Below are 21,939 nucleotides of genomic sequence, written 5' to 3'. Positions count from 1 at the left end.
GGGTGGGGCTGCGGATTGCCCTCAATGCCCGGTTTAGACCCCATCGGGACGGGAAGCCGGCCCGCGTGTTGGACGAGCGAAGCAGTGCGGGTTCCATGCCCAGGGCGCACCGGAGGGCGGCGGAGGGCGCCGGCCTGACCGGGGGCCGGGTCGTGGCGGCGGGCAGCGTCGCCCGGCTGCTCGTGGCGGCGGCCGCCCGGGCGTTGCGCGGCGACGACTGCGGCGACCTCGGCCAGTCCAGCCCACTGTCCCGGCTCGTCACCGCTGCGGAGCCGGTGCGCCGGGCGGCGGCCGCCCGCGCCGCCGCGCGGATCGCGCTCACCGCTGAGCAGACCGCCGAGGTGGACGCCGAACGGGTCGCCCGGTGGCTGGTCGACCAGTACCCCCGCCGCCGCTACCCGGGGGTGGTTCTGGGCTCACCGCACGCCGCGGCGGTGCACCTGGCGGTCGCGCTCGGCGTGCCGTGGCTGCCGGCCGGCTTCGAGATGACCGCGCACTGGACCCAGGGCGCGGTCGGCCACCCCTGCGCCGCCCTGGACCACGGCGCGGCGCTCGGCGCCCGGATCCTGGCCGGCAACCCCGACCTGCACGTACGGCAGGTGCACTGCCCGGCCAGCCGGGGCGCGTTGGCCGGGGCAACGGTGTCGCTGATCGCGCGGTGGCGGGTGCTGCCGAAGGCGTACGCGCGTTTCCTGGCCGACCGGGTGGCGCCCGGCGGGCCGCTGCTGCTGGTGCGCGACGGGCGTACCTGGCCGGTGCTCGACGAGGGACGCGGCCACAGCTTCCAGCTCGGCAGCCCGTGCAGCGGCCTGGACCCGGTGGACTTCCACCCGGACGCGCACGCCCTGCGCCAGGTGCTGCGCTCCGCCGGTGCGGACGGCACCCGGTGGGCGCCCCCCGGCGTCACCGCCGCCGGTGAGCAGGCCGAGCACGGCGTGGAGGCGACCTTCACCGACTCCGCCCGAGGATGGGCCGGACGGCACGGCCGCCGCCTGCACGAGGTGTGCTATCCGCACCCGGGCGCGCTCAGCGCCGCCGTGGCGGACCTCTACCGGCACTGGCTGCGCCGCGCCGGCAAGACCGGTGACCGATTGGTGGTGGAGTGCGGTCGGCTGCTCGACCCGTGGCAGGTGGTACGGGCGGGACTGGTGCCCTACTGGTGCGAGAACGCCACCCGGCGCAGTGTCGAACAGGCGGAGTGGTGGCTCGCCGGCAGCGCACCGTTCAGCTCGGTGGACGTGCTGCCGGAGTCGCCCGGCATGCGCTCGCCGGCGCTGGCCGGGCTGCCCCAGTGGCTGGCGGTCGCCGCGTTCGGCCGCCGCCGTCGAGCCCTGGACCGGATCGCCGCCCGCGGCTACCCGGTGGCGACGGTGCCGACCAGACGGGCCACCGAGGTGCTTCGTAACCAACCGTACGACCTGCCGGTGCCGCCGCCGCTGGCCGCCGCCGAAGCGCTGGCCGCACTGCGGTCCGGGGGTGCCCCGCTCGGTCTCGCCGTGACCTGATCGGCGAGCACACCGGAACCGGGCGGTCACCGCACCGACCCGGGCGGACGGAGCTGCCGAAACATCCTCGCGAACCTCGCGCCTCGTGATTGAGTACCTACGGAGCGGGAACACCGCTGGCTGCGACGGCCACCCATGCCGTGCGGCGTGCTGCCGTCGCTCCCGCGCGTCCGGTGACACCGGCGCGTCACGTTGACCAACTTCCGGCCCGGTGCGTGGCTCCACCACGCGCACGACCGGCTCCGATTCCGGGCGGGGACCTTCCTGAGGGAGGCGCGGATGTTCGGGCAGACGACCACAACCACACCACCACCAACGACCGAGCGCGGCCTGGAGGATCTGGACGCGGCGGCGCTGGCGTACGCGGCGCGGATCGAGGGCCTGCCCCCCGAGCGGCGGCAGGAGGCGCGGGACGACCTGGTCCGGTTCGCCCTGCCCTTCGCCGGCCGGCTGGCCCGCCGGTACCGGGGGCGGGGCGAACCGCTGGAGGACCTGGAACAGGTGGCCCGACTCGGCCTGGTCAACGCCGTCGACCGGTACGACCCGGAGCGGGGCTCCTTCACCGCGTACGCGGCGATCACCATCGTCGGTGAGATCAAGCGACACTTCCGGGACCGCACCTGGGGCGTGCACGTGCCCCGCCGGCTGCGTGACCTGATCCTGGAGGTCGGTCAGGCCACCGCCGCGCTGACCAGCGAGCTGTCCCGGGCGCCGAGCGTGGCCGAACTGGCCCAACGGCTGGACACCCCGGAGGAGGAGATCCTCGCCGCGCTGGAGTCGGCCGCCGGTTACAGCCCGGCCTCGCTGAACGCCCCGGTCGGGGGCGAGAGTTCCGCCGAGTTCGGCGACCTGGTCGGCGAGTCGGACAACGCGCTCGAATCGGTCGACGACCGGGTCACGGTCAGCGGACTGCTGCACCGGCTGCCCTGGCGGGAGCGGCGCATCCTGGCCATGCGCTTCTACGGCAACCAGACGCAGGCGGAGATCGCCGCCCGGTTCGGCATCTCGCAGATGCACGTCTCCCGGCTGCTGTCGCGGGCACTGGCCTGGCTGCGTCAGGCGATGCTGGCCGACGCCCCGCCGCCCTGGCAGAACGGCACAGCCGAGACGGAGACGGGCCGCAACCGGATCGCCGTGAAACGCACCGGTGACCGGGTCGTGGTGGAGGTCGGCGGGGAGATCGACCGCGACGGTGCCGACCAGCTGCGCCGGGTGATGCTCGAGGCGGTCACCGGTCAGCCCCGGGAGGTGGTGGTCGACCTCGACGGTGCCGGTGGCGTCGACGCCGGTGGGATCGCCGCGCTGATGGCCGGGCGGGACGCCGCCGCCCGTACCGGTGTCCCGCTGCGGTTGACCCGGGTGCAGCCGGCGGTGCGCCGGTCACTCACCGCCGCGGGCCTGCCCGCCACCGCCGACGCCTGAGTCGCGCCGCCGGTCCCGGCGCGGCCCGCCCGCGCCGGGACCCGGTCTGACCGGCGGAGGGTGCCCCCGCCGGTCAGCTCGCGGGCACCAGAGCCCACACCACCTTGCCGTCGCCCAACGGCGTGATGCCCCACCGCTGTGCCATCTCCCGGACCAGAAGCAGGCCGCGGCCTCCCTCGGCGCGCGGATCGGGGCAGCCCGCGCGGACCGCCGTACGGCTGCCGTCGAGCACCGCCACCTGCAGGTACGGGCTGCGCAACGTCAGGGTCACCTGCATCGGGGTCTGCGCGTGCCGGACCACGTTGCCCACCAGCTCGCTGAGCACCAGCGAGGCCGGCCCGACCAGCTCCGGCACGTTCCACCGGGCGCAGGCGTCCGCCACCAGTTCCCGGGCACGGCGGCAGGCGGTCGCCACCGGCTCCAGCCGGGCCCGCAACCGTGGCGACGCGGCGGCACCGGCCAACTCGGCCGCCTCGGCGCGGCTCGGCCGCACCGGCACCACCCGACAGGTGGTGGACTCGGCGAGCCAGGCCGCCGCGTCGGGCGGGGGAGCGCACAGCACCACCGGTACGGCCGGCCACCCGGCGGCGCGGCGGCAGGTGGCGGCGAAGACCGACAGCGCCAGCCGGTCGGCGACGGTGACGCCGTCCAGGTCGACCACGAGCGCGTCCGGCTGGCGGATCAGGCAGCCGTCCAGCACGGTGTGCACGGCACGCATGGTGTCCACGTCGAGCGTGCCGGTGAGCCGCACGACGGTCACCGGGGACCGGTCGTCGACCGCACAGCTGATCCGGCTCGGCATCTGCCCCTCATTCCGCTCGGGTGCTGGCAGACCAGGCAGGTACCCGGGGCCGAGGGGGGTGAAACCGGACGCGCCGCCGCTGACCAGCCCCGGCGCTGGTCGGGCCCGGCTCAGGCGGCCCGCAACCGGCGCGCCGGCGCGCCCTGCCGGACCTTCTCGTACAGGCCGAGGTACTTCTGCGCCATCACGGCCGGAGTGAACCGCGTCGCGGCCTCCCGGCGGCACTCGGCGGGGTCGAGCAGGCTCGCCGCCAGCAGCAGCTCACCCAGCTCCTCCTCGTCGGCGGTGAGCAGGCCGGTACGGCCGTGCTCGACCAACTCGGGCAGGCAGCCACGGGCGGTCGCCACCACCGGCGTACCCAGGGCCAGTGCCTCCACCACCGCGGTGCCGCCGGGTTCCTCCCACCGCAGCGGGAAGAACGCGGCCCGCGCCCCGGCCAGCAGGTCGTCGCGTGCCCGCCCGGCCACCGTGCCGACCCAGCGGACGAGTTCGCCGTCGACGTGCGGGGCGACCTCGTCGGCGAAGAACCGGACGTCCGGGTTCTGCCGGGCGTCGTCGCCCGCGGCGGCCAGGTCCGCCGGTCGGTGGTACGGCCCGACGGGACCGGCGAGCACCAGCGGGACACCGACCCGCCGGGCCAACCGGGCACCCAGGTCCTGCCCCTTGCCCGGGGTGATCCGGCCCAGCACGACCGCGTAGTCGCCCTTCTCCCGCCGGGGTGCGCGGTCCGCGTCGACGGCCAGCGGGGTGGACAGGTGCACGTGGCCCACCGAGTGCTCCCGCAAGGCCCCCGGGGCGCGGGCCAGCTGCGAGGCGGAGACGCCGTTGACCCGGACCCGCCCGCCGGCGTCCAGGTTGCCGTAGAGCTCAGGATGCTTGGTCAGGTCCCAGTGCAGGGTGTGCAGCGCCGGCGGGCCGGCCGGCCCCATCGCCGCGAGGGTGGCCAGGCCGACGGCCTCGACGTGATCGTGCACCAGGTCGATGTCGTCGCGGGCGTGCAACTGCCGGACCACGCCGTCGAGGTGTGCCTGGGAGATGCCGCAGACCTGGTTGTACGGCCGCTGGAGGGCGGCGAACTGCCCGTCACCGAAGACGGAGAACCTCTCGTCCACCGGCAGCGTGCTGGTGCCGACCGAGGCGAGCACCACCCGTACCCCCAGCCGCCGCAACTCCGGCACCAGGGTGGCGACGACGTTCTCGATGCCGCCGTAGCCGGGCGGTGGCACGGACAGCCAGGGACCGGCGTTCATCAGGACCGTCAGGCGCATGACGCTGTTTCCCTTCCCCGGCGGGATCCGGTCGGAGTCCCGCAATCGCCGACCGGCCCCCGCGGCCCGGCCGTCGCGCTCAGCTCACCGCGACCGGACGGTCAGACCGCCACCCGCCGGCGGGGCACCCGGTTCCGCAGCTGCGCCAGCGGCGGGCGTTCCTGCACCGAGACGTCGCTGACCGTGATCTCCCGGTCCAGGTGGGGCAGCGCGTCGGAGCCACCCCGGCGGAACTGGGTGAGCAGCGTCCCGGGCACCATGCCCGGGCTGGCCCAGCCGCGCCGCTGCAACCGCGACCACGCGGCCTGCATGATCTGGGCGGACATCCGCCCCAGGGCGGCGGTGTCCTGGTGGCGGTGCTTGCGTTCACCGAGGTCCACCTGAGCCAGGGCGTCCAGTCCCACCAGCTCCAGCAGATCGATGAGCAGGGCCGTCTCGACGCCGTACCCCGAGACGAACGGCACCTGTTCCAGCACCTCCCGCCGACCGGCGTACTCGCCGGCCAACGGCTGCACGAACCCGGCCAGCTCCGGCCAGAAGAGGTTGAGCAGCGGTCGGGCCATCAGCTCGGTGACCCGACCACCGCCGTCGGGCTCCACGGTGTGGGTGCCGACCAGCGGCCGATGGTAGAACCCCTTCACGAACTCCACCGAGGGGTCGGCCAGCAGCGGCCCCAGCAGGCCGGCCACGAAGTGGGAGCGGAACTCGCGCAGGTCCGCGTCGACGAACGCGACGATGTCGCCCTCGGCCGCGGCCAGGCCGGCCCAGAGCGCGTCGCCCTTGCCGGCCAGCCGGGGCAGCCCCCGGGTCATGTCGTCCTGGCCGACCACCCGTGCGCCGGCGGCCCGGGCCACCTGTGCGGTGCGGTCGGTCGACCGGGAGTCGACCACGATGAGCTCGTCGACCAGGGCGACCCGGTCCATCAGGTGTTCCCGGATGGTCGCCACGATCGCCCCGACGGTGGCCTCCTCGTTGCGGGCGGGCAGCACCACGCTGACCCGGCTGTCACCCTTGGCTTCGACGAGCCGACGCGCCGGCCAGTCCCGCGCCGACGTCGTCCGATATGTGGCCCACGCCTCTACCACGGGTGAGACGACCGGTTCTGTTTCCCGCACTGGCACACCCCCAGATCGTGGCGGAAACCCACACCCGGTTTTCCCAACTGCGACCGCCCGTTAACCGGATCATGCCTAACAGCTTGATCACGAAACCTACGCCCTCGGGTTCCCGCCAGGTGAACGCTTCGTTGCGTGCCGCGCCAGGTTTCGTGTTCGAGCGGTCCGGGGAGAGCTGTTGCGTTGGTCGTCAATCGGCGTCGAGAGGTCGGTGTGATGCGTAGCTGCCGGGTGGCCCTGGTGGGGGCCGGTGGGGTGGCGCGACGCCATGCCCGCCTGCTGAGCGGGTTCGAGGACGTGGAACTGCTGGGGGTGACCGATGTGGCCCGGGACGCCGCGGCGGAGTTGACCGGCACGTACGGCGGCCGTCCCTTCACCGACATCGACGAACTGCTCGCCGCCGGCCCGGACGCGGTGTACGTCTGCGTGCCGCCGTTCGCTCACGGACCGGTGGAGGAGGCGGTGATCGCCGCCGGGGTGCCGATGTTCGTGGAGAAGCCGGTCGCGGTCGACCTCGACACCGCCGAGCGGGTCGCCGCGCTGGTGCAGGAGAAGGGGCTGCTCACCGCCGTCGGGCACCACTGGCGCTACCTGCACGTCGTCGAGCAGGCCCGGCAACTGCTCGCCGACCGTCCGGTACGGATGGTCAACGGCGCCTGGCTGGACACGGTGCCGCCGGTGGCCTGGTGGCCGGTGCGGGAGCGCTCCGGCGGACCCGTCGTCGAGCAGGCCGCGCACGTGCTGGACCTGGTCCGCGCGCTGGTCGGCGAGGTGGTCGAGGTGACCGCGTACGGCGACGGCGCGCCGCCGCCGGTCGACGGCGCCGACATCGACTCGGTCACCGCGGCCACCCTCCGCTTCGCCAGTGGGGCCGTCGGCACCCTCGCCGCGGCCTGCGTGCTGACCTGGAAGCACCGGGCCGGGCTGGAGATCCTCGCCGACGGGTTGGCGCTGTCGTTGGCCGAGGACGGCCTGCTCGTCCGGGACGCCGACGGGCAGCGCCGGGTCGGGTCCGACCCGGACGGGGCGCGGGTCGCCGTGGACCGGGCCTTCATCGACGCGGTCACCGGTGTCGGCGACGACGTCCGGGTGCCGTACGCCGAGGCGCTGCGCACCCAGCGACTCGCGCTCGCCGTCGCCGAGAGCGCACGCACCGGCCGCAGCGTCGCCCTGCCCACCGGTCCCGCCGCCACCCGGCCGGTGACCGCGGCGGTGCCGGCCGCCGTCACCGGCGGGGTGACCGTCGATGCGTGACGCGGTCGTGGTGGTCAGCGCCCCCGGCCGCGTCGAGCTGGTCGAACAGGCCGCCGCCGAGCTGACCGACGGAAGCTTCCGGGTGCGGACGCTTTTCAGCGGAATCTCCGTCGGTACCGAACTGAGCTACGTCAAGGGCACCAACCCGTACCTGCACGTCACCTGGAACCCGGAGCTGGGCCTGTTCCAGCCGGGTGGGGCGAGCACCCCGTACCCGGTGACCCGGCTGGGGTACATGCAGGTCGGCCAGGTGGTGGAGAGCCGTACCCCGGCCGTCGCCGTGGGCACGGTCGGCGCGATGACGTACGGCCACCGCAGCGGCTGGGTCGCCGACCCGGTCGCCGAACGGTTCGTCCCGCTGCCGGACGACCTCGACCCGCTGCTCGGCGTGTACGTCGCCCACCTGGGCCCGATCTGCGCCAACGGCCTGCTGCACGCCGCCGCCGACCTGTGCGGCACCGACGTGCGCTCGCTCGGCGACGGGGTGCGGGGCCGCCGGGTGGCGGTGGTCGGCGGCGGGGTGGTGGGCCTGCTCACCGCCCTGTTCGCCCGGCGGCACGGCGCCGCCTCGGTGGTCGTGCTGGACCCGACGCCGCAGCGGCGGCGGGTCGCCGAGGCGCTCGGCCTGCAGACCCTCGACCCGGAGGCCGACGACCCGGCCGTGCTGCTCAAGACCCGCTGGAACCACGCCGCCGGGGACCGGGGCGCCGACGTGGTGTTGCAGTGCCGGGGCCAGGCGTGGGCGTTGCACCTGGCGCTGCGCCTGCTGCGCCCCCAGGGCACCGTGATCGACCTGGCCTTCTACCAGGCCGGCGCGGACGCGGTCCGGTTCGGCGAGGAGTTCCACCACAACGGCCTCGCGCTGCGCTGCGCGCAGATCGGGCGGGTGCCGCGCGGGCTCGCGCCGACCTGGGACCGGGAGCGGCTGTCGGCCGAGACGATCGAGCTGCTGCGGCGCGACGGCGATCTGATCCGCGAGCACCTGGTCTCGACGGTGGCGCCGTTCGCGCAGGCCCCGGCGATCCTGACCGACCTGGCCGCGCGCCGCCGGCAGGAACTCCAGGTCGTCCTCGCCGGCTGAGGCGGGCACGTCATAGATCCTCGCCGGTCTGCGGCACCGCCTGCCCGCTGCCGATCAGCGGCCGGCAACCGGCGCTGAGCTGCGGCGACGCCCGGCGGAGGGGACACGCAGGCGATCGGCGACGAGCCGGGCAGCGATCGAGGCGCCGGTTCGCGTACCGTTGCGGCTCATGGGTGTGTCGCAACGGTTCAAGAGCAGGTTCCGGCGGTTCCTCCAGCGCCCGGGGACGACGGTCGACCTGGCCCCGCTGGAGAAGCTGCTGCCGCAGATCGCCGCGCGCGAGGAGGAGCTGTCCGCCCTCGACGACGCCGAGCTCACCGAGGCTGCCGGGGCCGCCTCGGGCTACGTCGAGATCTGCGCCATCGGCCGCGAGGCCGCCCGCCGCGGGCTGGACCAGCGGCCGTACGACGTGCAGCTGCTCGGCGCGATGTCACTGCTCTCCGGCAAGGTCGCCGAGATGGCCACCGGTGAGGGCAAGACGCTCACCGCCACCATCGCCGCGTACGGGCACGTCCGGATCGGCAACGGCCCGGTGCACGTGCTCACCGTCAACGACTACCTGGCCCGCCGCGACGCCGAGTGGATGGCGCCGGTCTACCGGCTGCTCGGCCTCAGCGTGGGCTGGGTCAACGAGGCGTCCACTCCGCAGGAGCGGCGCGCCGCGTACGCTTGCGACGTCACCTACGTCTCGGTCAGCGAGGCCGGTTTCGACTTCCTCCGCGACCAGCTCGTCACCGACATCGCCGAGCGGGTCCAGCCGCCGCTGAAGACCGCGATCGTGGACGAGGCCGACTCGATCCTGATCGACGAGGCGCGGGTGCCGATGGTCCTGGCCGGTGCGGTCGCCGGTGAGCAGGACCCGGTGCACGCCGCCGCGGCGCTGGTGCGCGGGCTGCGCAAGGGCAGGCACTACACCGTCGCCGAGGACGGCCGCAGCGTGGCCTTCACCAGCGCCGGCCTGGCCACCGTCGAGGCCAAGCTCGGCGGCATCGACCTGTACGACAGCGAGCACGTGGGGCAGCTCTCCGCGGTGAACGTGGCGCTGCACGCGCACGCCCTGCTGCACCGCGACGTCGACTACATCGTGCGCGACGGCAGCGTCGAGCTGATCGACGAGATGCGTGGCCGGGTCGCCCAGCGCCGCCGCTGGCCCGACGGCCTGCAGGCGGCGGTGGAGGCGAAGGAGGGCCTGGACGCCACCGCCGAGGGGGAGGTGTTGGGCACCATCGCCGTGCAGGCGTACATCGCCCTCTACCCGAAGGTCTGCGGGATGACCGCGACCGCGGTGCTCGTCGGCGACCAGCTGCGCGAGTTCTTCGGGCTGGAGGTGGCGGTCATCCCGCCCAACACCCCGTGCATCCGCGAGGACGAGCCGGACCGCATCTACGCCACCCGGGCGGAGAAGGAGGAGGCGCTGATCGACGAGATCAAGCGCAACCACGAGCGCGGTCGCCCGGTGCTGGTGGGCACCCTCGACGTCAAGGAGTCCGAGGGGCTGGCCGCCGGCCTGAACGCCGTCGGGGTGCCGTGCGTGGTGCTCAACGCCAAGAATGACGACGAGGAGGCGGCGATCATCGCGGAGGCGGGTGCGTACGGCGCGGTCACCGTCTCCACCCAGATGGCCGGGCGGGGCGTCGACATCCGCCTGGGCGGCAGCGACCAGGCCGACCGGGAGCGGGTCGCGGAGCTGGGCGGCCTGTTCGTGATCGGCAGCGGCCGGCACGACAGCCGGCGGGTCGACGATCAGCTGCGCGGTCGGGCCGGTCGACAGGGCGACCCGGGCGGCTCGGTCTTCTTCGTCAGCCTGGAGGACGACCTAGTGGTCCGGCACGCCGGCGACACCATTCCGGCCTCGCCACGGATGAACGCCGACGGTCTGGTCACCGACGAGCAGGTCGACTACGCGGTGGAGCACGCGCAGCGGGTCGCCGAGGGGGTCAACCACGAGATCCACCGCAACACCTGGCGCTACAGCGTGGTGATCGAGCAGCAGCGCAAGGCTCTCGCGGAGCGGCGCGAACGGCTGCTCACCACCGACGTGGCCGCGCTGATGCTGCTGGACCGGATGCCGGAGAAGGCCGGCGAGATGGACGAGGACCTGCTGGCCCGGGTAGCCCGCTCGATCGCCCTCTACCACCTGGACCGGCTCTGGGCCGAACACCTGGCCGAGCTGTCCGAGGTCCGGGAGGGCGTGCACCTGCGCGCGCTGGGCCGGCTCGACCCGCTCGACGAGTTCCACCGGGCCGCGGTGCCGGCGTTCACCAACCTCATTCCGGAGATCGAGCGGCGCACCATCGCCACCTTCGAGGAGACCGAGTTCGCCGACCACTGGGAGCCGGACGCCGCGAAGCTGGTCCGGCCCAGCGCCACCTGGACGTACCTGGTGCACGACAACCCGTTCGGCTCGGAGCTGGATCGGTTGATCGCCTCGGTGGGCCGTCGGCTCGCCGGTTCGCGCTGACCGTCCCGAGGGATCCCTTCCGACGTGCTCGTCGGAGGGGATCCCTTTACGCGGTTTCGGTCCTGGTTTGCGAGGGTAGTAGCCCTGGGCCCATGGTTCGGGGGATCGGAGAACGATGACACAGGCAGCGGTGTCAGGCAGGGACGGCACCTGGCGGTGCGCGGAAGGCAGTCGTCGGTGCGCGCAGAGCGTGACCCGGTGAACCTGGACACGCGGGAGCCGACCCTCGGGGTGCTGGAGGTCGCCGCTCTGCTGCGGGAGCTGACCGCGGGCCTGATCGCGGTCGACGACTTCGACGAGGCGCTGCGCCACCTGGTCCGGATCGCCCGTGACGCCGGGCCGGAGGTGTCCTGGTGCGGGTTCACCGCGCTGCGGGCCGGCGAGCCCGCCGGGGTGGCCGCCTCCGACCCCCGCCTGGCCGAGCTGGACGAGCTGCGGCACGGCCCCGAGTCACCGGCGATGACCGCCATCCAGCGTCGGGAGATGACCATCGCGCCGGATCTCGACGACGAGCAGCGTTGGCCGGGTTGGACAGCCCGGGCGCGCGGGCTCGGCGTACGGGGGGTGATCTCCGCGCCGGTCGACGTCGACGACCGGGCGATCGGGGCGATCAACCTGTACGCCGGCACCGCGGGCACCTTCTCCACCCGCCACCAGCTCACCGCGATGCTCCTCGCCGAGCACGCGGGGCTGCTGCTGGCTGCGGTGCGGGACCGGGCCCGGCAGGCCGAGCGCGCCGGTGAGATCGACGCGTCACTGCTCGGCGAGGGTGTGGTGGGCCAGGCGGTCGGGGTGATCATGACCCAGCGGGGTTGCCCGGCGCCGGAGGCGCTGGAGGTGCTGCGCAGCGCCGCGTCCTCGTTGGACATTCCGCTGCGGGAGGTCGCCGAGCGCCTCGTCGCCACGGTCTCGCGTCCCCGCGAGGGCTGAGCCGTCGACCTGCCGGCCCTGCCCCGCCTGCCGGTCGGGTTTCGGACCGCCGCCACCCGCGCGTGTCGTTTCGCCCCCGTGGTGGCCGGGTAGCACCCTGGATTCGTGAGCACCTGACGATCCTGGGGAGGACGCGATGCAGAGCCGTCTGCGGGTGCGGGGGCATCCCATCCAACCGATGCTGGTGACGTTCCCGTTCGGGCTCTTCGTCAGCGCCACCGTCCTCGACCTGGCCGACGTGCTGAGCGGGCTGGCGTTCCTCGGTCTGGTCGGCTATTGGACGGCGGTCGCCGGCCTGGTCGCCGCCGCGCTCACCGCGGTCGCCGGCATGATCGACCTGTGGGACGTGCGGGCCGGCCGGACCCGCCGCACCATGGTCACCGCCAACCTGGTCAACGCCGGGGTGGCCGCGCTGTTCCTGCTCGGTTGCCTGATCCGGGCCGAGGCGCCGCAGCGGGGCGCCACCGGCGTACTGCTCGCCGTCGAGCTGGTCGCGCTGGCGCTGGGCGCCGTGGGAGTCTGGCTCGGTGCCCGGCTGCTGCGCGAGTTCGACGCGGGCCGCCGTGAGCCGAGCGGCTTCGAGACGCCCGACGGCACGCCGTTCCCCGGCCGTACCGTCGAGATCATCCGTCCCCGGGCCTGAGCGTGAGGCTGGGGCGAGTGAGGCAGCGGGAGTTCGAGGAACTGGTTGCCGAGGCGGCCCGGGCGGACGTCACCGGTTGGGGTTTTTCCTGGCTGGCCGGACGGGCCAGTGAGGAGCGACCACCCTGGGGGTACGCCCGGCTGATCGCGGCCCGAATGGCGCAGGCGCACACCGCGCTGGACGTCGACACCGGCGGCGGAGAGGTGCTCGCCGAGATCCCGACCCCGCCACCGCTGCTGGTCGCCACCGAGGCGTGGCCGCCGAACGTGGCGGTCGCCCGGCGTACGCTGCGCCGGCTTGGCGCGTGCGTGGTGTGGGTCGGTGCCGGGCCGGTGCTGCCGTTTCAGGAAGGGTCGTTCGACCTGGTCACCAGCCGTCACCCGATCGACACCTGCTGGCCGGAGATCGCCCGGGTGCTGCGACCCGGCGGGGTGTACCTGTCCCAGCAGATCGGCGCCGGCAGTATGCGGGAACTGAGTGAGGCCATTCTCGGCCCGCTGCCGCCGGCGGCGACCCGGCATCCGCGGCAGGCCGTGGCCGCCGCCCGGGCCGCCGGCCTGACCGTGGTACGCCTGGAGGAAGCCACCCTGCGGGCGACCTTTCACGACATCGGCGCCCTGGTGTGGTTCCTGCGCAAGGTGGTCTGGACCGTGCCGGGTTTCACCGTCGAGGCGTACCGGCCGCAACTGGCCGCCCTGCACGAGCGCATCCGCGCCGAGGGTCCCTTCGTCGCCCATGCCCGCCGCTTCCTCATCGAGGCACACAGACCCGCGCCCGGCCACACCTTTGGCTGATCATGAGGTTGGCGGGGCACCCGCCGAGGCGGCCGGAGTCAACCTCATGGTCATCACGGGTGGGGGTGGGTGTGGTGGTCGGCGAGGATGTCGGCGCCGAAGTCGCTGGCCGGGCGGCGTAGCACGGTGTGCGCGTGGTTGCCGTCGTCGGCGGTGTTGTCGTACTCGATCAGCAGGTCGTCGCCCTGCACCCGGTAGTAGTGGCGGCCACCGGGGCGGATCGACCCGGCCCAGGCGAAGTGGGTGTCGCCGACGGCGAGCCGGTCGGCCTCCCGGGCCGCGAGTTCGGCGGGGAGCCGGTCCAGGTAGAGCGCGACGAGTTGGTCCAGCATGCTCCGACCGGCGACCCCGAGCCGGCCCCGCGGCACGCCCAGCGGGAGCAGCGGGGCGTCCACCGACGCCCGGGTGGCGCTGATGATGTCCGCCGGGGCGTCGTCGGCGATGATCGCGGCGTCCCGCCCGGCCGGGCCGATCGCCGTCAGCAGTTCCCGGGCCAGGTCCTCCTCGGCACCCAGCGGGCGCAGGACGGGGCGTCCGGCGTGCGTGACGGCGGCCGGATTGGCGCCGAGGAAGACCGGGGCGGGGGAGACCTCGTCGTCCACCACGGTCATGCTCACCGACAGGTGATGCCCCTCGAACCGCCAGGCCCACCGGTCGTCGCGGCCCGGGTCACCGTACACGGCCACCCAGTAGTCGCCGCTGTGCCGGCCGCGCCGCCAGCCCTCCGCCCGGTCCAGCACCTCCTCCAGCGTGACGACCGCCATCGCCTGGGCGTACGCGCCGGGGCTGAGCGCGGTGGCGAGCAGCCGGTGGGCGGCCTTGCGACCGGCGCGGTCCAGGTCGGCCAGGCACACTCCGGGGCGCGGGCGTGGCCGGTACTCCAGCCACCGCCGCCGTCGGTCCTCGAAGGAGTGGCCGGCGGCGGCCCGGGCCGGCTCGTCGAGGACGTCCAGGAGGGCGGTGGCCGCGGTGCGCATCCGCTCGGGTACGGCATCGTCCATGGTGGCCTCAGCGGGGGGTGAGCAGGGTGAGCATGTCCGGCAGGTCGAAGAAGCGGGCGGTCTCCACCGCCGACGGGTTGCCGTGGTCCGGGTCGGCGCCGGCGTCGAGCAGGGCCTGGACCGCGTCGCCCGCGCGCCGGAACACCGCCGCCGCGAGGGCGGTCTGCCCACGGTCGTTGACCCGGGCATGGTCGGCACCGCGGGCCAGCAACGCGGCCACCGTATCCGGGTGCGCGTGGTACGCGGCCAGGATCAGCAAGGTGTCACCCTTGTGGTTGGTCATGTTCACCGGCAGCCCGGCGTCGACGTACCCGCTCAGCTCCTCGGTCGCGCCGCCCCGGGCGAGGTCGAACATCCGGTGGGCGAAGGCCAGCGTGTCGGCGTCCAGGTCGTCGGTCACCCGTCCAGGTTAGTGCTCGGCGAGGCGGCGGAGGCTGGTAGCTTCCCTGCCCACGACGGGAGGGTCATGGACGACGTGTACGTGGGCAACGCGGCTGTCGACGGGGCCGCCGAAGGCGGCTGGTTGCTGGGCCACTTCCGGCCCGCCGACGATCCCCGGCACAGTACCGAGGTCGAGGTGAAGTGGGGTGTGCATCCGCCCGGCCAGGCCCGGTCGCAGTGGGCCACGGGTGAGCGGCGTACGGCGCTGCTGGTGCTGGTGCGGGGCCGGTTCCGGGTGGAGTTCCGGGACCGCACGGTGGTGCTCGCCGAGCCGGGCGACTATGTGCTCTGGGGCCGCGGGGTCGACCACACCTGGTACGCCGAGCGCGAGTCGGTGCTGCTGACCGTGCGCTGGCCCTCGGTGCCGGGCTACCGGGTGCAGCCGCCGGTCCTGCGCTGAGGCCCGCGCGGCGTGTGTTGGCGTCCCACCATGTATTACCTACTAAACCAATAGGCTTTACCGACTATCCTGCCTTCGGACGCACACCCGCCGGAGGCCGCCATGACCGACCTGCTCACCGTCGCCGCCCGGTACGCCCACCCGGCCGCCTGGCCGGTGCCGCTGCGCTTCGACCCCACCGCACGCTGGTACGCCCGGTTGGCGGCCACCGGCACGCACCAGGTGTGGGCGCTGAGCTGGCTGCCGGGCCAGGGCACCGGCCTGCACGACCACGGCGGCAGCCAGGGAGCCTTCCTGGTGGTGGCCGGGGAGTTGACCGAGCTGACCGTGACCGGCGGGCAGTTGGGTGCGCACCGGCTCGCCACCGGGGTCGGGCGCCGGTTCGGCCCGCGCCACGTGCACATGGTCACCAACACCCTCGACCAGCCTGCGGTCAGCGTCCACGTCTACCGGCCGGCGCTGCGTCCGTCGTCGCCATCACCTCGCGTCCGCACCCGCCGGCCCGCCCCGACCGGACGACCCCGGACTGGTCCCGCAGCACCGCGACGCTGACCGTCACCCTCGATCTGACCGCCGCGACCCTGACTCCCCGGCTCGCCCGCCTGGTCGATCTGCTCGGCGAACTGGCGGAGGCCGGCAAGGGCGTCGTACGCCTGGCCGAGCCCGCCGGCCCACGGGCGGTGAGCGCCCTGCCCCCGCCCCGCCCGGCGGCGTCGGAGCCCGAGCCCGAACATCCCGCGACCCTGCACGTGCTGGCCGGCACCCGCGTGGTCCGTCGGTTGGTCAGGAGGTACCGCTCACCCGCATCGAGTTCGACCTGCTGCTCTTCCTCGCCGAGCACCCGCACCGGGTGTTCACCCGACGGCAGTTGCTCTCCAGCGTCTGGGGGTACGAGCACGCGGTGCCCCCGGACGGTGGACGTGCACGTCCGCCGGTTGCGCGCCAAGCTCGGCACCGACACGCCGCTGGTGACCACCGTCCACGGCGTCGGCTATCGTCTCGCCGACGAGGCGCTCGTCCGAATCGACCGGTTCCGCTGAGTTCGCCGTCGCTCGGCTCGCCCGGGGACCTCCCGCCTGGTGTGTCGCGCGCCGTCCGGACGATGTGAGTCAGATGGGGGACCCCCGTAGCGATCCGCCGTGGCGACTCTGCTGTAATCATCTGGCTCGTACGCAGAGCGAGGGTTCGGCTGCGATGTGTTCGTCAATTGTCACATTCATGCAACGTAGCTGCCCCTTGACCCTCGCTCGGGGGCCGGGAAGCATCGATGAAGCGGCGTCCCGGGCCGTGGGACTACCCGGACCAGCCAAGGAGGACCATGTCGGTCAGCCCCGCCTCGTCGCGCGCCGGATGGCATACGTCCCAGCCCGCCGTTCCCGGTCGTCCCCCCGGTGGCCAGCGCCGCCCGGCCAACACCGCCGCCGCTCCCGTGCTCACCGTGACCCTGTCCATCCCACTGGTCAACGAGGAGGCGCTGACCCCACCGGCCCGGCGCCTGCTCGAAGCCGCCCGGGAGATGCTGGAGCGAGGGGAGGGCACGATCACCACGACCGGGGTGCCGGCCGAACGCCGGCCCGAGCCGGTCCCGGCCGGCCGCGGCGCGGCCCGCCCGCTCGCCTCCACCATCCCCGCCCTGCACATCCTGGCCGCCTCCCGGTCCGTGCTGCGCGACGGGGAGCCGCTGCCCCTGACCCGGCTGGAATTCGACCTCCTGCTGCACCTGGTGGCCCACCCGCGCCGGGTCTTCACCCGGTTGCAACTGCTCAACGCCGTCTGGGGCTACGAGCACGCCGGGGTCCGCACGGTCGACGTGCACGTGCGCCGACTGCGCGGCAAGGTCGGGGTGGACGTCCCCCTCGTCACCACCGTCTACGGGGTCGGTTACCGGCTCGCCGACGACGCCCGGGTCACCATCGACCGCACCGGCTGAACCGCCGGGGCACCATGGTCGGATGCGCGTCCGACCCATCTCACCCGAGCGGCTCGTCGCCGAGCTGACCGAACGCGTCCGCACCGCCGTCGGCCCGTCCTGGGCCCGTCCGGCCACCGACGGCGGGCCGGAGCCCGGCCGGCTGCGGGTCGCCGTCGACGGGCCGCCGGCAGCCGCCCCGGACCGGCTCGCCGACGCCCTCGTCGACCCGCTTCGGGCGGCCGGACGACCGGTGTTGCGGATCCGTGCCGAGGACTTCCTCCGTCCCGCGTCGATCCGGTACGAGCAGGGGCGCACCAACCCGGACGCCTACTACGAGGGCTGGACCGACGAGGCGGGACTGCGCCGCGAGGTGCTCGAACCGGCGGGCCCCGGCGGGTCCGGACGGGTCCTGCCGTCGCTCTGGGACGCCGCCGCCGACCGGGCCAGCCGGGCCCCGTACGTGGATCTGCCGCCCGGGGCGGTGCTGCTGGTCAGCGGGGCGCTGCTGCTCGGCGGCGGCCTGCCGTTCGACCTCACCGTGCACCTGGCGCTCTCCCCGGCCGCCCTGGCCCGGCGCACCGAGCCGCACCTGCGCTGGACGCTGCCCGCCTTCGTCCGGTACGCCCACGAGGTCGCCCCGGCCACCTTCGCCGACGTCGTGGTCCGCGCCGACGACCCCCGGCACCCGGCGGTGGTCGAGCCGACCTGAGGCTCTCCGCGACGGACGCCGCGACGGCGGAAACTCGTCGGTTTGGGCGCCCGGACAGGTGGGTAATCGCCCGGCTCAACAGCCACGGGTGATCTCGCTCGTGGCCGCCGTATCCGGAACGAACCACCCGGGCAGCCCACAGGTCACAGGAAAGGCAGGCAGTGATGCTCGTCCACGACACGGTCGGTACGGGCCGATCTCAGGCGGAGATCGACCAGATCCGGCTCTCCCTGCAGGCCCGCTACGACGAGCTGTCCGCGGAGTACGAGCAGGCGGTCGCGCAGAGCCAGATCCTGCGGCTGGTGGAGGTCGGCGACACCGCCGGCGACGACCAGGCCGACAGCGGCACCAAGACCGCCGAACGGGACACCGCGCAGTCCCTGCTGCGCAGCATCCTGGAGCGCCGGGCCCAGTTCGAGCACGCGCTGAGCCGGCTCGACGAGGGCACCTACGGCTTCTGCGAGGGGTGCTCCGCGCCGATCCCGGTGGAGCGCCTGGAGATCTTCCCGTCAGCCACCGCCTGCGTGGCCTGCAAGCAGAACCGGGAGCGGCGGGCCGCCTGAGCACGGACGTGGTGGCGGCCGGTCGGACCAGGGACGCGGTGAGGTCTCCCCATGGGTGAGATCATTGTGGGCACCGCGTCCTGGACCGACCGGACCCTGCTCGACTCCGGCTGGTACCCGCCGACCGCGGACACCCCGGAGAAACGCCTGGCGTACTACGCCCGGCAGTTTCCCCTGGTCGAGGTGGACGCCACCTACTACTCGCCGCCGGCGGAGCGGACCGCGCGGCTCTGGGTGCAACGGACCCCGCAAGACTTCACCTTCAACGTCAAGGCGTTCAGCATGCTGACCGGGCACCCGACCCGGGTCTCCGCGCTCTACAAGGACCTGCGCCCGGTGACCGACAAGCGTACCGTCTACCCGGGCGACGTGACCGCGCAGGCGTACGAGGAGGTCTGGAGCCGGTTCCTCGGCGCGCTCGACCCGCTGGTCGAGGCCGGCAAGCTCGGCGCGCTGCTGTTCCAGTTCCCACCCTGGTTCACCATCCGGCGGTCCAACAAGGATTATCTGCTGGAGGTCCAGCGGCGCTGCGACCCGGTGCGCCCGGTCTTCGAGTTCCGGCACTCCTCCTGGTTCGACGGGGACAACGCCGAGGAGACCCTGACCTTCCTACGCCAGCACCGGCTGGCGTACGTCTGCGTGGACATGCCGCAGGGATACCGCAACTCGGTGCCTCCGGTGCTGGCCGCCACCGCCGATCTGGCCGTGGTGCGCTTCCACGGCCACAGCGACAAGTGGACCAGCACGGACATCCACGAGAAGTTTGGCTACCGCTACTCGGAGCGGGAGCTGCGCGACTGGGCGCCGAGGCTGCGCGAGTTGGCGCGCAACGCGGAACAGACCCACGTACTTCTGAACAACTGCTATCGCGACTACGCCCAGACCAACGCGCGGCAGTTGCAGGACCTGCTGGCGGCGTGACCCGCCCTCGCCCGGCGGGCGTTCGGCCCGCCGGGCGACGAGGTACGTGACACGGACGGCTACCGGCAGCGGCGACCGTCGTTGATGCACTTGGCGATCTTCTTCATCTGCTGCACGGAGTTGACGTTGATGAAGTCGTTGTGGTCCGAGAACGGGTTGTGGTCCTCCTCGGGGAAGGAGTCGAGAGCGTACTGGCCGCGGAGCTGGATGTGGCGCGGGATGTCGTACGAGATGGTGATCCGCAACTGGGGGATGGCCACGAGGTCCGCCGGGCAGGCACCGGTGGCCGGGTCGGCGAAGGCCACGTGGTCGCGGTGGTTGGCGCTGTCGACGTTCTGGCCGTCCCAGCAGCCCGGGAAGTCGTGCACCCGCTGCACCTGGCTGCCCTTCGGGCAGATCGGGTACCTGTCGGAGAGCCGGTCGGCGAAGCCCGAGCAGGTCCAGGTGGCCCGGGCGTTGGCCGGGCCCCGGCTGATCGGCTTCGCGTCACCGGTCAGCGCCCGCAGGAACATCGGCATCGGCCGCACCGGCGAGGTGGCATTGCCCCGGTACTCGATCAGCACCTTCGACGGCTGCACGATGCGGCCCGTGTTGTTCGGCAGCTCCAGGTTCGGGCCCTGCGGTGCCGGCAGCGCCGAGGGTGTCGCGCCCGCGCCGTTGTCGCCGTTGCCGTTGTCGCCCTCGCCGGGCTGCTCGCCCACCGGCCGGGTGTCGAGCACGCAGGGAGCCAGCGCCTCCAGGCCTGTCGGCCGCTGAGCGCTGCGGCCGATCGCGATGGCGATCCGGTCCAGGGCGGCGATCCGCTTGGCGCGCAGCGGCCCCACCACGGTGTTCTGCGCGAAGTCCGGGCCGCCCTCACCCCTGCTGGTGGCCAGCCGCTCGTTGGCCGCGGCGATCTCCCGGTCCATCAGGTCGAGAGTGCGGTTCACCTCGTCGACCGCCCGCGCCGGCACCTCGGGCAGCTTGTCGCGCACGCTCGGGCACCGCACCGTCGGGTTGGCACCGCTGGCCGCCCGGGTGCTCACGGTGTGCGCGGCGTGCAGCCCGTCGTAGCTGACCTCGCAGTCCACCAGCGACACCCAGCCGGAGGGGCGGCTGCCCGCACGGCTCATCGTGGTGGCGATCCGCTCGATCGTCGCGGCCCGCTCGGCCCGGAGCCGCTGGATGACCGACCGGTTGAGCCGCTGGTCGATCCGTCCTTGGCTGGCGGTCATGGCGCCGTTCGCCGCGGCGAGCTGCCGGTCGAGGGCGGTCAGGTCCCGCCGCACGCTGCGGCTGACCGAGCGGGGAATCGCGGGCAGCCGATCGGCGACCCGGGGGCAGGAGACCTTCGGCTGCGTCGTGGACAGCGCCTGCGCCAGCTGGGCTTTGCGGTCCGCGCGTACCGACTGGTCGATTCGGACCACCGGCCAGAAGTACGACGAGCGGTCACCGTTGCGGCAGGTGGTGCCGGAGACGGCCAACGCCTCGTTGGGTGTGTTGGCGTCGATGGCCAGGTTCCCGACGAAGTCGTGCAGGTGCTCCGCGCCGTTGCGGATGCCGGGCTGGGCGACCGGGTTGTCCGGGCTGAACTTGCCGTTGCCGTTCGTGCCGCAGTCCACGGCGAACACGCCGGTGGACGCGCCGGCGGCCGGTGGCGGCGTCATCACGTTCGGTTGTACCTGCTGGATCGGGACGAAGTCGGCCAGGTCGGCCTCCGCCGAGGCCGTGTTGCGACCCCCGCCGGACACGAACGTCACGGTGAGCACCCCCACCGCGACGACCGCGGTCACCGCCGCGATGATCCTGGTTCTGCGCTGCCTGCCCTGATTTCGGATGGCGGTCATCTCGGTCCCTTCGTCTGAGCGGTGCTTCGGCACCGCGGTGCCGGTTGCGGCCGGGGGTACGGGCGCCGCCGCCGCGCCGATCGCCCCCGCGCCGTCCGGTAACCGCTCGGTAAGAACTGCCGGCCGGTCCGGCGCCGGTGGGTGCGGGGCCACCGTGATCGGGCGACCTCACCTCTGCGGGGTGAGGTGAGCTCACCCACCTGCGGCGCAGCATGGGCGGTGTCGGTCGGCGTCCGGCTGACCGGCCCGAGCACGGCACGGAGGTGACCGGTATGGCAGTGCGGGTGGTGACGGACCCACGGCGGTCCGTCGTGCTGCACGTCGTCGGCACCGGCGGTGGCGCCCGGCGGCCGACCCGGACCGACCGGTTCAGCCCGGTCCAGCACCGGCGGGGCCCGTCCGGACCGCCGCGACGCGACGACGACCGGGGATGGGAAACCGAGACGTGGGGGTGGCGAGATGGCTGAGCAGTTGCATTCGGCGTTCGAGTCCTCGATGGACAAGACCAATCTGATTCTCAAGGACATCGAGGCCGCGTACGGCTGGCCCAAGCAACAACGCAACCAGTCGTACGCGGCGTTGCGGACCGTGCTGCACCTGCTGCGCGACCGGATGCCGGTGCAGGAGAGCGTGGAGTTCGCCCAGCAGTTGCCGGTGCTGGTGCGCGGCATCTACTTCGACGGCTGGCAGCCGGACGACGTCCCCATCAAGCTCAACCGGGACGACTTCCTCTACGAGGTGCGTCAGGGCTTCCCGTACGACGTCGAGGGCGGCCCGGAACGGGTGGTGCAGGTGGTGCTCGACACCCTGCGCCGGCACGTGACCCAGGGCGAGTGGGCCGACGTCAAGGCGACGATGCCCGGCGAGTTGCAGCAGATGATGCCCTGACCG

The 21,939-nt window shown here is 73.6% G+C and carries 21 protein-coding genes and 1 pseudogene; 16 read left to right on the top strand and 6 right to left on the bottom strand.

Annotation, left to right across the window (positions count from 1 at the left end; genetic code table 11):
• The first annotated feature begins 95 nt into the window (after positions 1-95).
• Complete coding sequence (locus tag E1166_RS12615; protein ID WP_132338644.1) at positions 96-1,505, top strand: hypothetical protein; 1,410 nt, start codon at positions 96-98, stop codon at positions 1,503-1,505.
• Positions 1,506-1,784: 279 nt separating this feature from the next.
• Positions 1,785-2,927: a SigB/SigF/SigG family RNA polymerase sigma factor gene (locus tag E1166_RS12610; RefSeq protein WP_132338642.1), complete on the top strand. Its 1,143-nt coding sequence runs from the start codon at positions 1,785-1,787 to the stop codon at positions 2,925-2,927.
• 73 nt (positions 2,928-3,000) lie between these two features.
• Here E1166_RS12610 and E1166_RS12605 read toward each other — a convergent pair whose 3' ends face one another.
• The 3 genes from E1166_RS12605 to E1166_RS12595 all read right to left on the bottom strand — a co-directional run bounded on the left by E1166_RS12605 (position 3,001) and on the right by E1166_RS12595 (position 6,112).
• On the bottom strand, positions 3,001-3,729 hold the full coding sequence (locus tag E1166_RS12605; protein ID WP_132338640.1) for an ATP-binding protein: 729 nt from the start codon (positions 3,727-3,729) through the stop codon (positions 3,001-3,003).
• A 110-nt stretch (positions 3,730-3,839) separates the two neighbouring features.
• Entirely contained in the window at positions 3,840-4,997 is a 1,158-nt protein-coding gene (locus tag E1166_RS12600; RefSeq protein ID WP_132338638.1) for a glycosyltransferase, read from the bottom strand.
• Between the two features lie 101 nt (positions 4,998-5,098).
• A complete protein-coding gene (locus E1166_RS12595; protein WP_132338636.1) occupies positions 5,099-6,112 on the bottom strand; it encodes a glucosyl-3-phosphoglycerate synthase in 1,014 nt (337 codons plus the stop codon).
• A gap of 216 nt (positions 6,113-6,328) precedes the next feature.
• Between E1166_RS12595 and E1166_RS12590 the strand changes: the two genes are divergently transcribed.
• From E1166_RS12590 to E1166_RS12565, 6 genes are all read left to right on the top strand, one after another.
• Complete coding sequence (locus tag E1166_RS12590) at positions 6,329-7,366, top strand: Gfo/Idh/MocA family oxidoreductase (protein ID WP_132338634.1); 1,038 nt, start codon at positions 6,329-6,331, stop codon at positions 7,364-7,366.
• Positions 7,359-8,447 (top strand): zinc-binding dehydrogenase, encoded by a 1,089-nt coding sequence (locus E1166_RS12585; protein WP_132338632.1) that lies wholly within the window; start codon positions 7,359-7,361, stop codon positions 8,445-8,447. The genes E1166_RS12590 and E1166_RS12585 overlap by 8 nt, the downstream gene beginning before the upstream one ends.
• A gap of 169 nt (positions 8,448-8,616) precedes the next feature.
• Positions 8,617-10,908, top strand: coding sequence for an accessory Sec system translocase SecA2 (gene secA2 / locus E1166_RS12580; protein WP_132338630.1), 2,292 nt, complete (start codon positions 8,617-8,619; stop codon positions 10,906-10,908).
• A 198-nt stretch (positions 10,909-11,106) separates the two neighbouring features.
• On the top strand, positions 11,107-11,838 hold the full coding sequence (locus tag E1166_RS12575) for a GAF and ANTAR domain-containing protein (RefSeq protein ID WP_132338646.1): 732 nt from the start codon (positions 11,107-11,109) through the stop codon (positions 11,836-11,838).
• Between the two features lie 136 nt (positions 11,839-11,974).
• Positions 11,975-12,481: a DUF2231 domain-containing protein gene (locus tag E1166_RS12570; RefSeq protein ID WP_132338628.1), complete on the top strand. Its 507-nt coding sequence runs from the start codon at positions 11,975-11,977 to the stop codon at positions 12,479-12,481.
• Positions 12,482-12,498: 17 nt separating this feature from the next.
• Positions 12,499-13,275, top strand: coding sequence for a class I SAM-dependent methyltransferase (locus tag E1166_RS12565; RefSeq protein ID WP_132338626.1), 777 nt, complete (start codon positions 12,499-12,501; stop codon positions 13,273-13,275).
• Positions 13,276-13,328: 53 nt separating this feature from the next.
• Here the strand turns inward: E1166_RS12565 and E1166_RS12560 are convergent, their stop codons facing one another.
• Together E1166_RS12560 and E1166_RS12555 are read right to left on the bottom strand one after the other, a co-directional pair.
• Positions 13,329-14,276 carry a DUF3500 domain-containing protein gene (locus tag E1166_RS12560; RefSeq protein WP_132338624.1) on the bottom strand — a complete coding sequence of 316 codons (948 nt, stop codon included), beginning with the start codon at positions 14,274-14,276 and terminating at the stop codon, positions 13,329-13,331.
• 7 nt (positions 14,277-14,283) lie between these two features.
• Positions 14,284-14,676 (bottom strand): ankyrin repeat domain-containing protein, encoded by a 393-nt coding sequence (locus E1166_RS12555; RefSeq protein ID WP_132338623.1) that lies wholly within the window; start codon positions 14,674-14,676, stop codon positions 14,284-14,286.
• A 66-nt stretch (positions 14,677-14,742) separates the two neighbouring features.
• On the opposite strand from E1166_RS12555, the gene E1166_RS12550 reads away from it, so the two are divergent.
• The 7 genes and pseudogenes from E1166_RS12550 (at position 14,743) to E1166_RS12520 (ending at position 19,222) form a co-directional block, all read left to right on the top strand.
• Positions 14,743-15,117 carry a signal peptidase I gene (locus E1166_RS12550; RefSeq protein ID WP_132263575.1) on the top strand — a complete coding sequence of 125 codons (375 nt, stop codon included), beginning with the start codon at positions 14,743-14,745 and terminating at the stop codon, positions 15,115-15,117.
• 102 nt (positions 15,118-15,219) lie between these two features.
• Entirely contained in the window at positions 15,220-15,669 is a 450-nt protein-coding gene (locus E1166_RS12545) for a cysteine dioxygenase family protein (protein WP_132338621.1), read from the top strand.
• A pseudogene (locus E1166_RS32500) lies at positions 15,666-16,157 on the top strand (winged helix-turn-helix domain-containing protein). The gene E1166_RS12545 and the pseudogene E1166_RS32500 overlap by 4 nt, the downstream one beginning before the upstream one ends.
• Positions 16,158-16,435: 278 nt before the next feature.
• On the top strand, positions 16,436-17,047 hold the full coding sequence (locus E1166_RS12535; RefSeq protein WP_132263573.1) for a winged helix-turn-helix domain-containing protein: 612 nt from the start codon (positions 16,436-16,438) through the stop codon (positions 17,045-17,047).
• A 22-nt stretch (positions 17,048-17,069) separates the two neighbouring features.
• Positions 17,070-17,738 (top strand): uridine kinase, encoded by a 669-nt coding sequence (locus E1166_RS12530; protein WP_132338619.1) that lies wholly within the window; start codon positions 17,070-17,072, stop codon positions 17,736-17,738.
• Positions 17,739-17,902: 164 nt separating this feature from the next.
• Positions 17,903-18,301, top strand: a complete 399-nt coding sequence (locus tag E1166_RS12525; protein WP_132338617.1) for a TraR/DksA C4-type zinc finger protein — start codon at positions 17,903-17,905, stop codon at positions 18,299-18,301.
• 51 nt (positions 18,302-18,352) lie between these two features.
• Positions 18,353-19,222: a DUF72 domain-containing protein gene (locus E1166_RS12520; RefSeq protein WP_132338615.1), complete on the top strand. Its 870-nt coding sequence runs from the start codon at positions 18,353-18,355 to the stop codon at positions 19,220-19,222.
• Between the two features lie 59 nt (positions 19,223-19,281).
• Here the strand turns inward: E1166_RS12520 and E1166_RS12515 are convergent, their stop codons facing one another.
• Positions 19,282-21,048 carry a DUF1996 domain-containing protein gene (locus tag E1166_RS12515; RefSeq protein ID WP_132338613.1) on the bottom strand — a complete coding sequence of 589 codons (1,767 nt, stop codon included), beginning with the start codon at positions 21,046-21,048 and terminating at the stop codon, positions 19,282-19,284.
• Positions 21,049-21,507: 459 nt separating this feature from the next.
• Between E1166_RS12515 and E1166_RS12505 the strand changes: the two genes are divergently transcribed.
• Positions 21,508-21,936: a DUF2267 domain-containing protein gene (locus E1166_RS12505; RefSeq protein WP_132263561.1), complete on the top strand. Its 429-nt coding sequence runs from the start codon at positions 21,508-21,510 to the stop codon at positions 21,934-21,936.
• Positions 21,937-21,939 lie beyond the last annotated feature (3 nt).

The sequence above is a fragment of the Micromonospora sp. KC213 genome (assembly GCF_004348325.1).
In the GTDB taxonomy this organism is placed as follows: Bacteria; Actinomycetota; Actinomycetes; order Mycobacteriales; family Micromonosporaceae; genus Micromonospora.
The sequence above is the reverse complement of the archived record's forward strand: the minus strand, read 5'-3'. Positions and strand labels throughout refer to the sequence as shown.

Coding starts and splice junctions, on each gene's coding strand:
- E1166_RS12615 (WP_132338644.1), top strand. CDS start 96: ATGCCCAGGGCGCACCGGAGGGCGGCGGAGGGCGCCGGCCTGACCGGG.
- E1166_RS12525 (WP_132338617.1), top strand. CDS start 17,903: ATGCTCGTCCACGACACGGTCGGTACGGGCCGATCTCAGGCGGAGATC.
- E1166_RS12505 (WP_132263561.1), top strand. CDS start 21,508: ATGGCTGAGCAGTTGCATTCGGCGTTCGAGTCCTCGATGGACAAGACC.
- E1166_RS12600 (WP_132338638.1), bottom strand. CDS start 4,997: ATGCGCCTGACGGTCCTGATGAACGCCGGTCCCTGGCTGTCCGTGCCA.
- E1166_RS12535 (WP_132263573.1), top strand. CDS start 16,436: ATGTCGGTCAGCCCCGCCTCGTCGCGCGCCGGATGGCATACGTCCCAG.
- E1166_RS12520 (WP_132338615.1), top strand. CDS start 18,353: ATGGGTGAGATCATTGTGGGCACCGCGTCCTGGACCGACCGGACCCTG.
- E1166_RS12550 (WP_132263575.1), top strand. CDS start 14,743: ATGGACGACGTGTACGTGGGCAACGCGGCTGTCGACGGGGCCGCCGAA.
- E1166_RS12590 (WP_132338634.1), top strand. CDS start 6,329: ATGCGTAGCTGCCGGGTGGCCCTGGTGGGGGCCGGTGGGGTGGCGCGA.
- E1166_RS12585 (WP_132338632.1), top strand. CDS start 7,359: ATGCGTGACGCGGTCGTGGTGGTCAGCGCCCCCGGCCGCGTCGAGCTG.
- E1166_RS12570 (WP_132338628.1), top strand. CDS start 11,975: ATGCAGAGCCGTCTGCGGGTGCGGGGGCATCCCATCCAACCGATGCTG.
- E1166_RS12610 (WP_132338642.1), top strand. CDS start 1,785: ATGTTCGGGCAGACGACCACAACCACACCACCACCAACGACCGAGCGC.
- E1166_RS12560 (WP_132338624.1), bottom strand. CDS start 14,276: ATGGACGATGCCGTACCCGAGCGGATGCGCACCGCGGCCACCGCCCTC.
- E1166_RS12515 (WP_132338613.1), bottom strand. CDS start 21,048: ATGACCGCCATCCGAAATCAGGGCAGGCAGCGCAGAACCAGGATCATC.
- E1166_RS12605 (WP_132338640.1), bottom strand. CDS start 3,729: ATGCCGAGCCGGATCAGCTGTGCGGTCGACGACCGGTCCCCGGTGACC.
- secA2 (WP_132338630.1), top strand. CDS start 8,617: ATGGGTGTGTCGCAACGGTTCAAGAGCAGGTTCCGGCGGTTCCTCCAG.
- E1166_RS12530 (WP_132338619.1), top strand. CDS start 17,070: ATGCGCGTCCGACCCATCTCACCCGAGCGGCTCGTCGCCGAGCTGACC.
- E1166_RS12545 (WP_132338621.1), top strand. CDS start 15,220: ATGACCGACCTGCTCACCGTCGCCGCCCGGTACGCCCACCCGGCCGCC.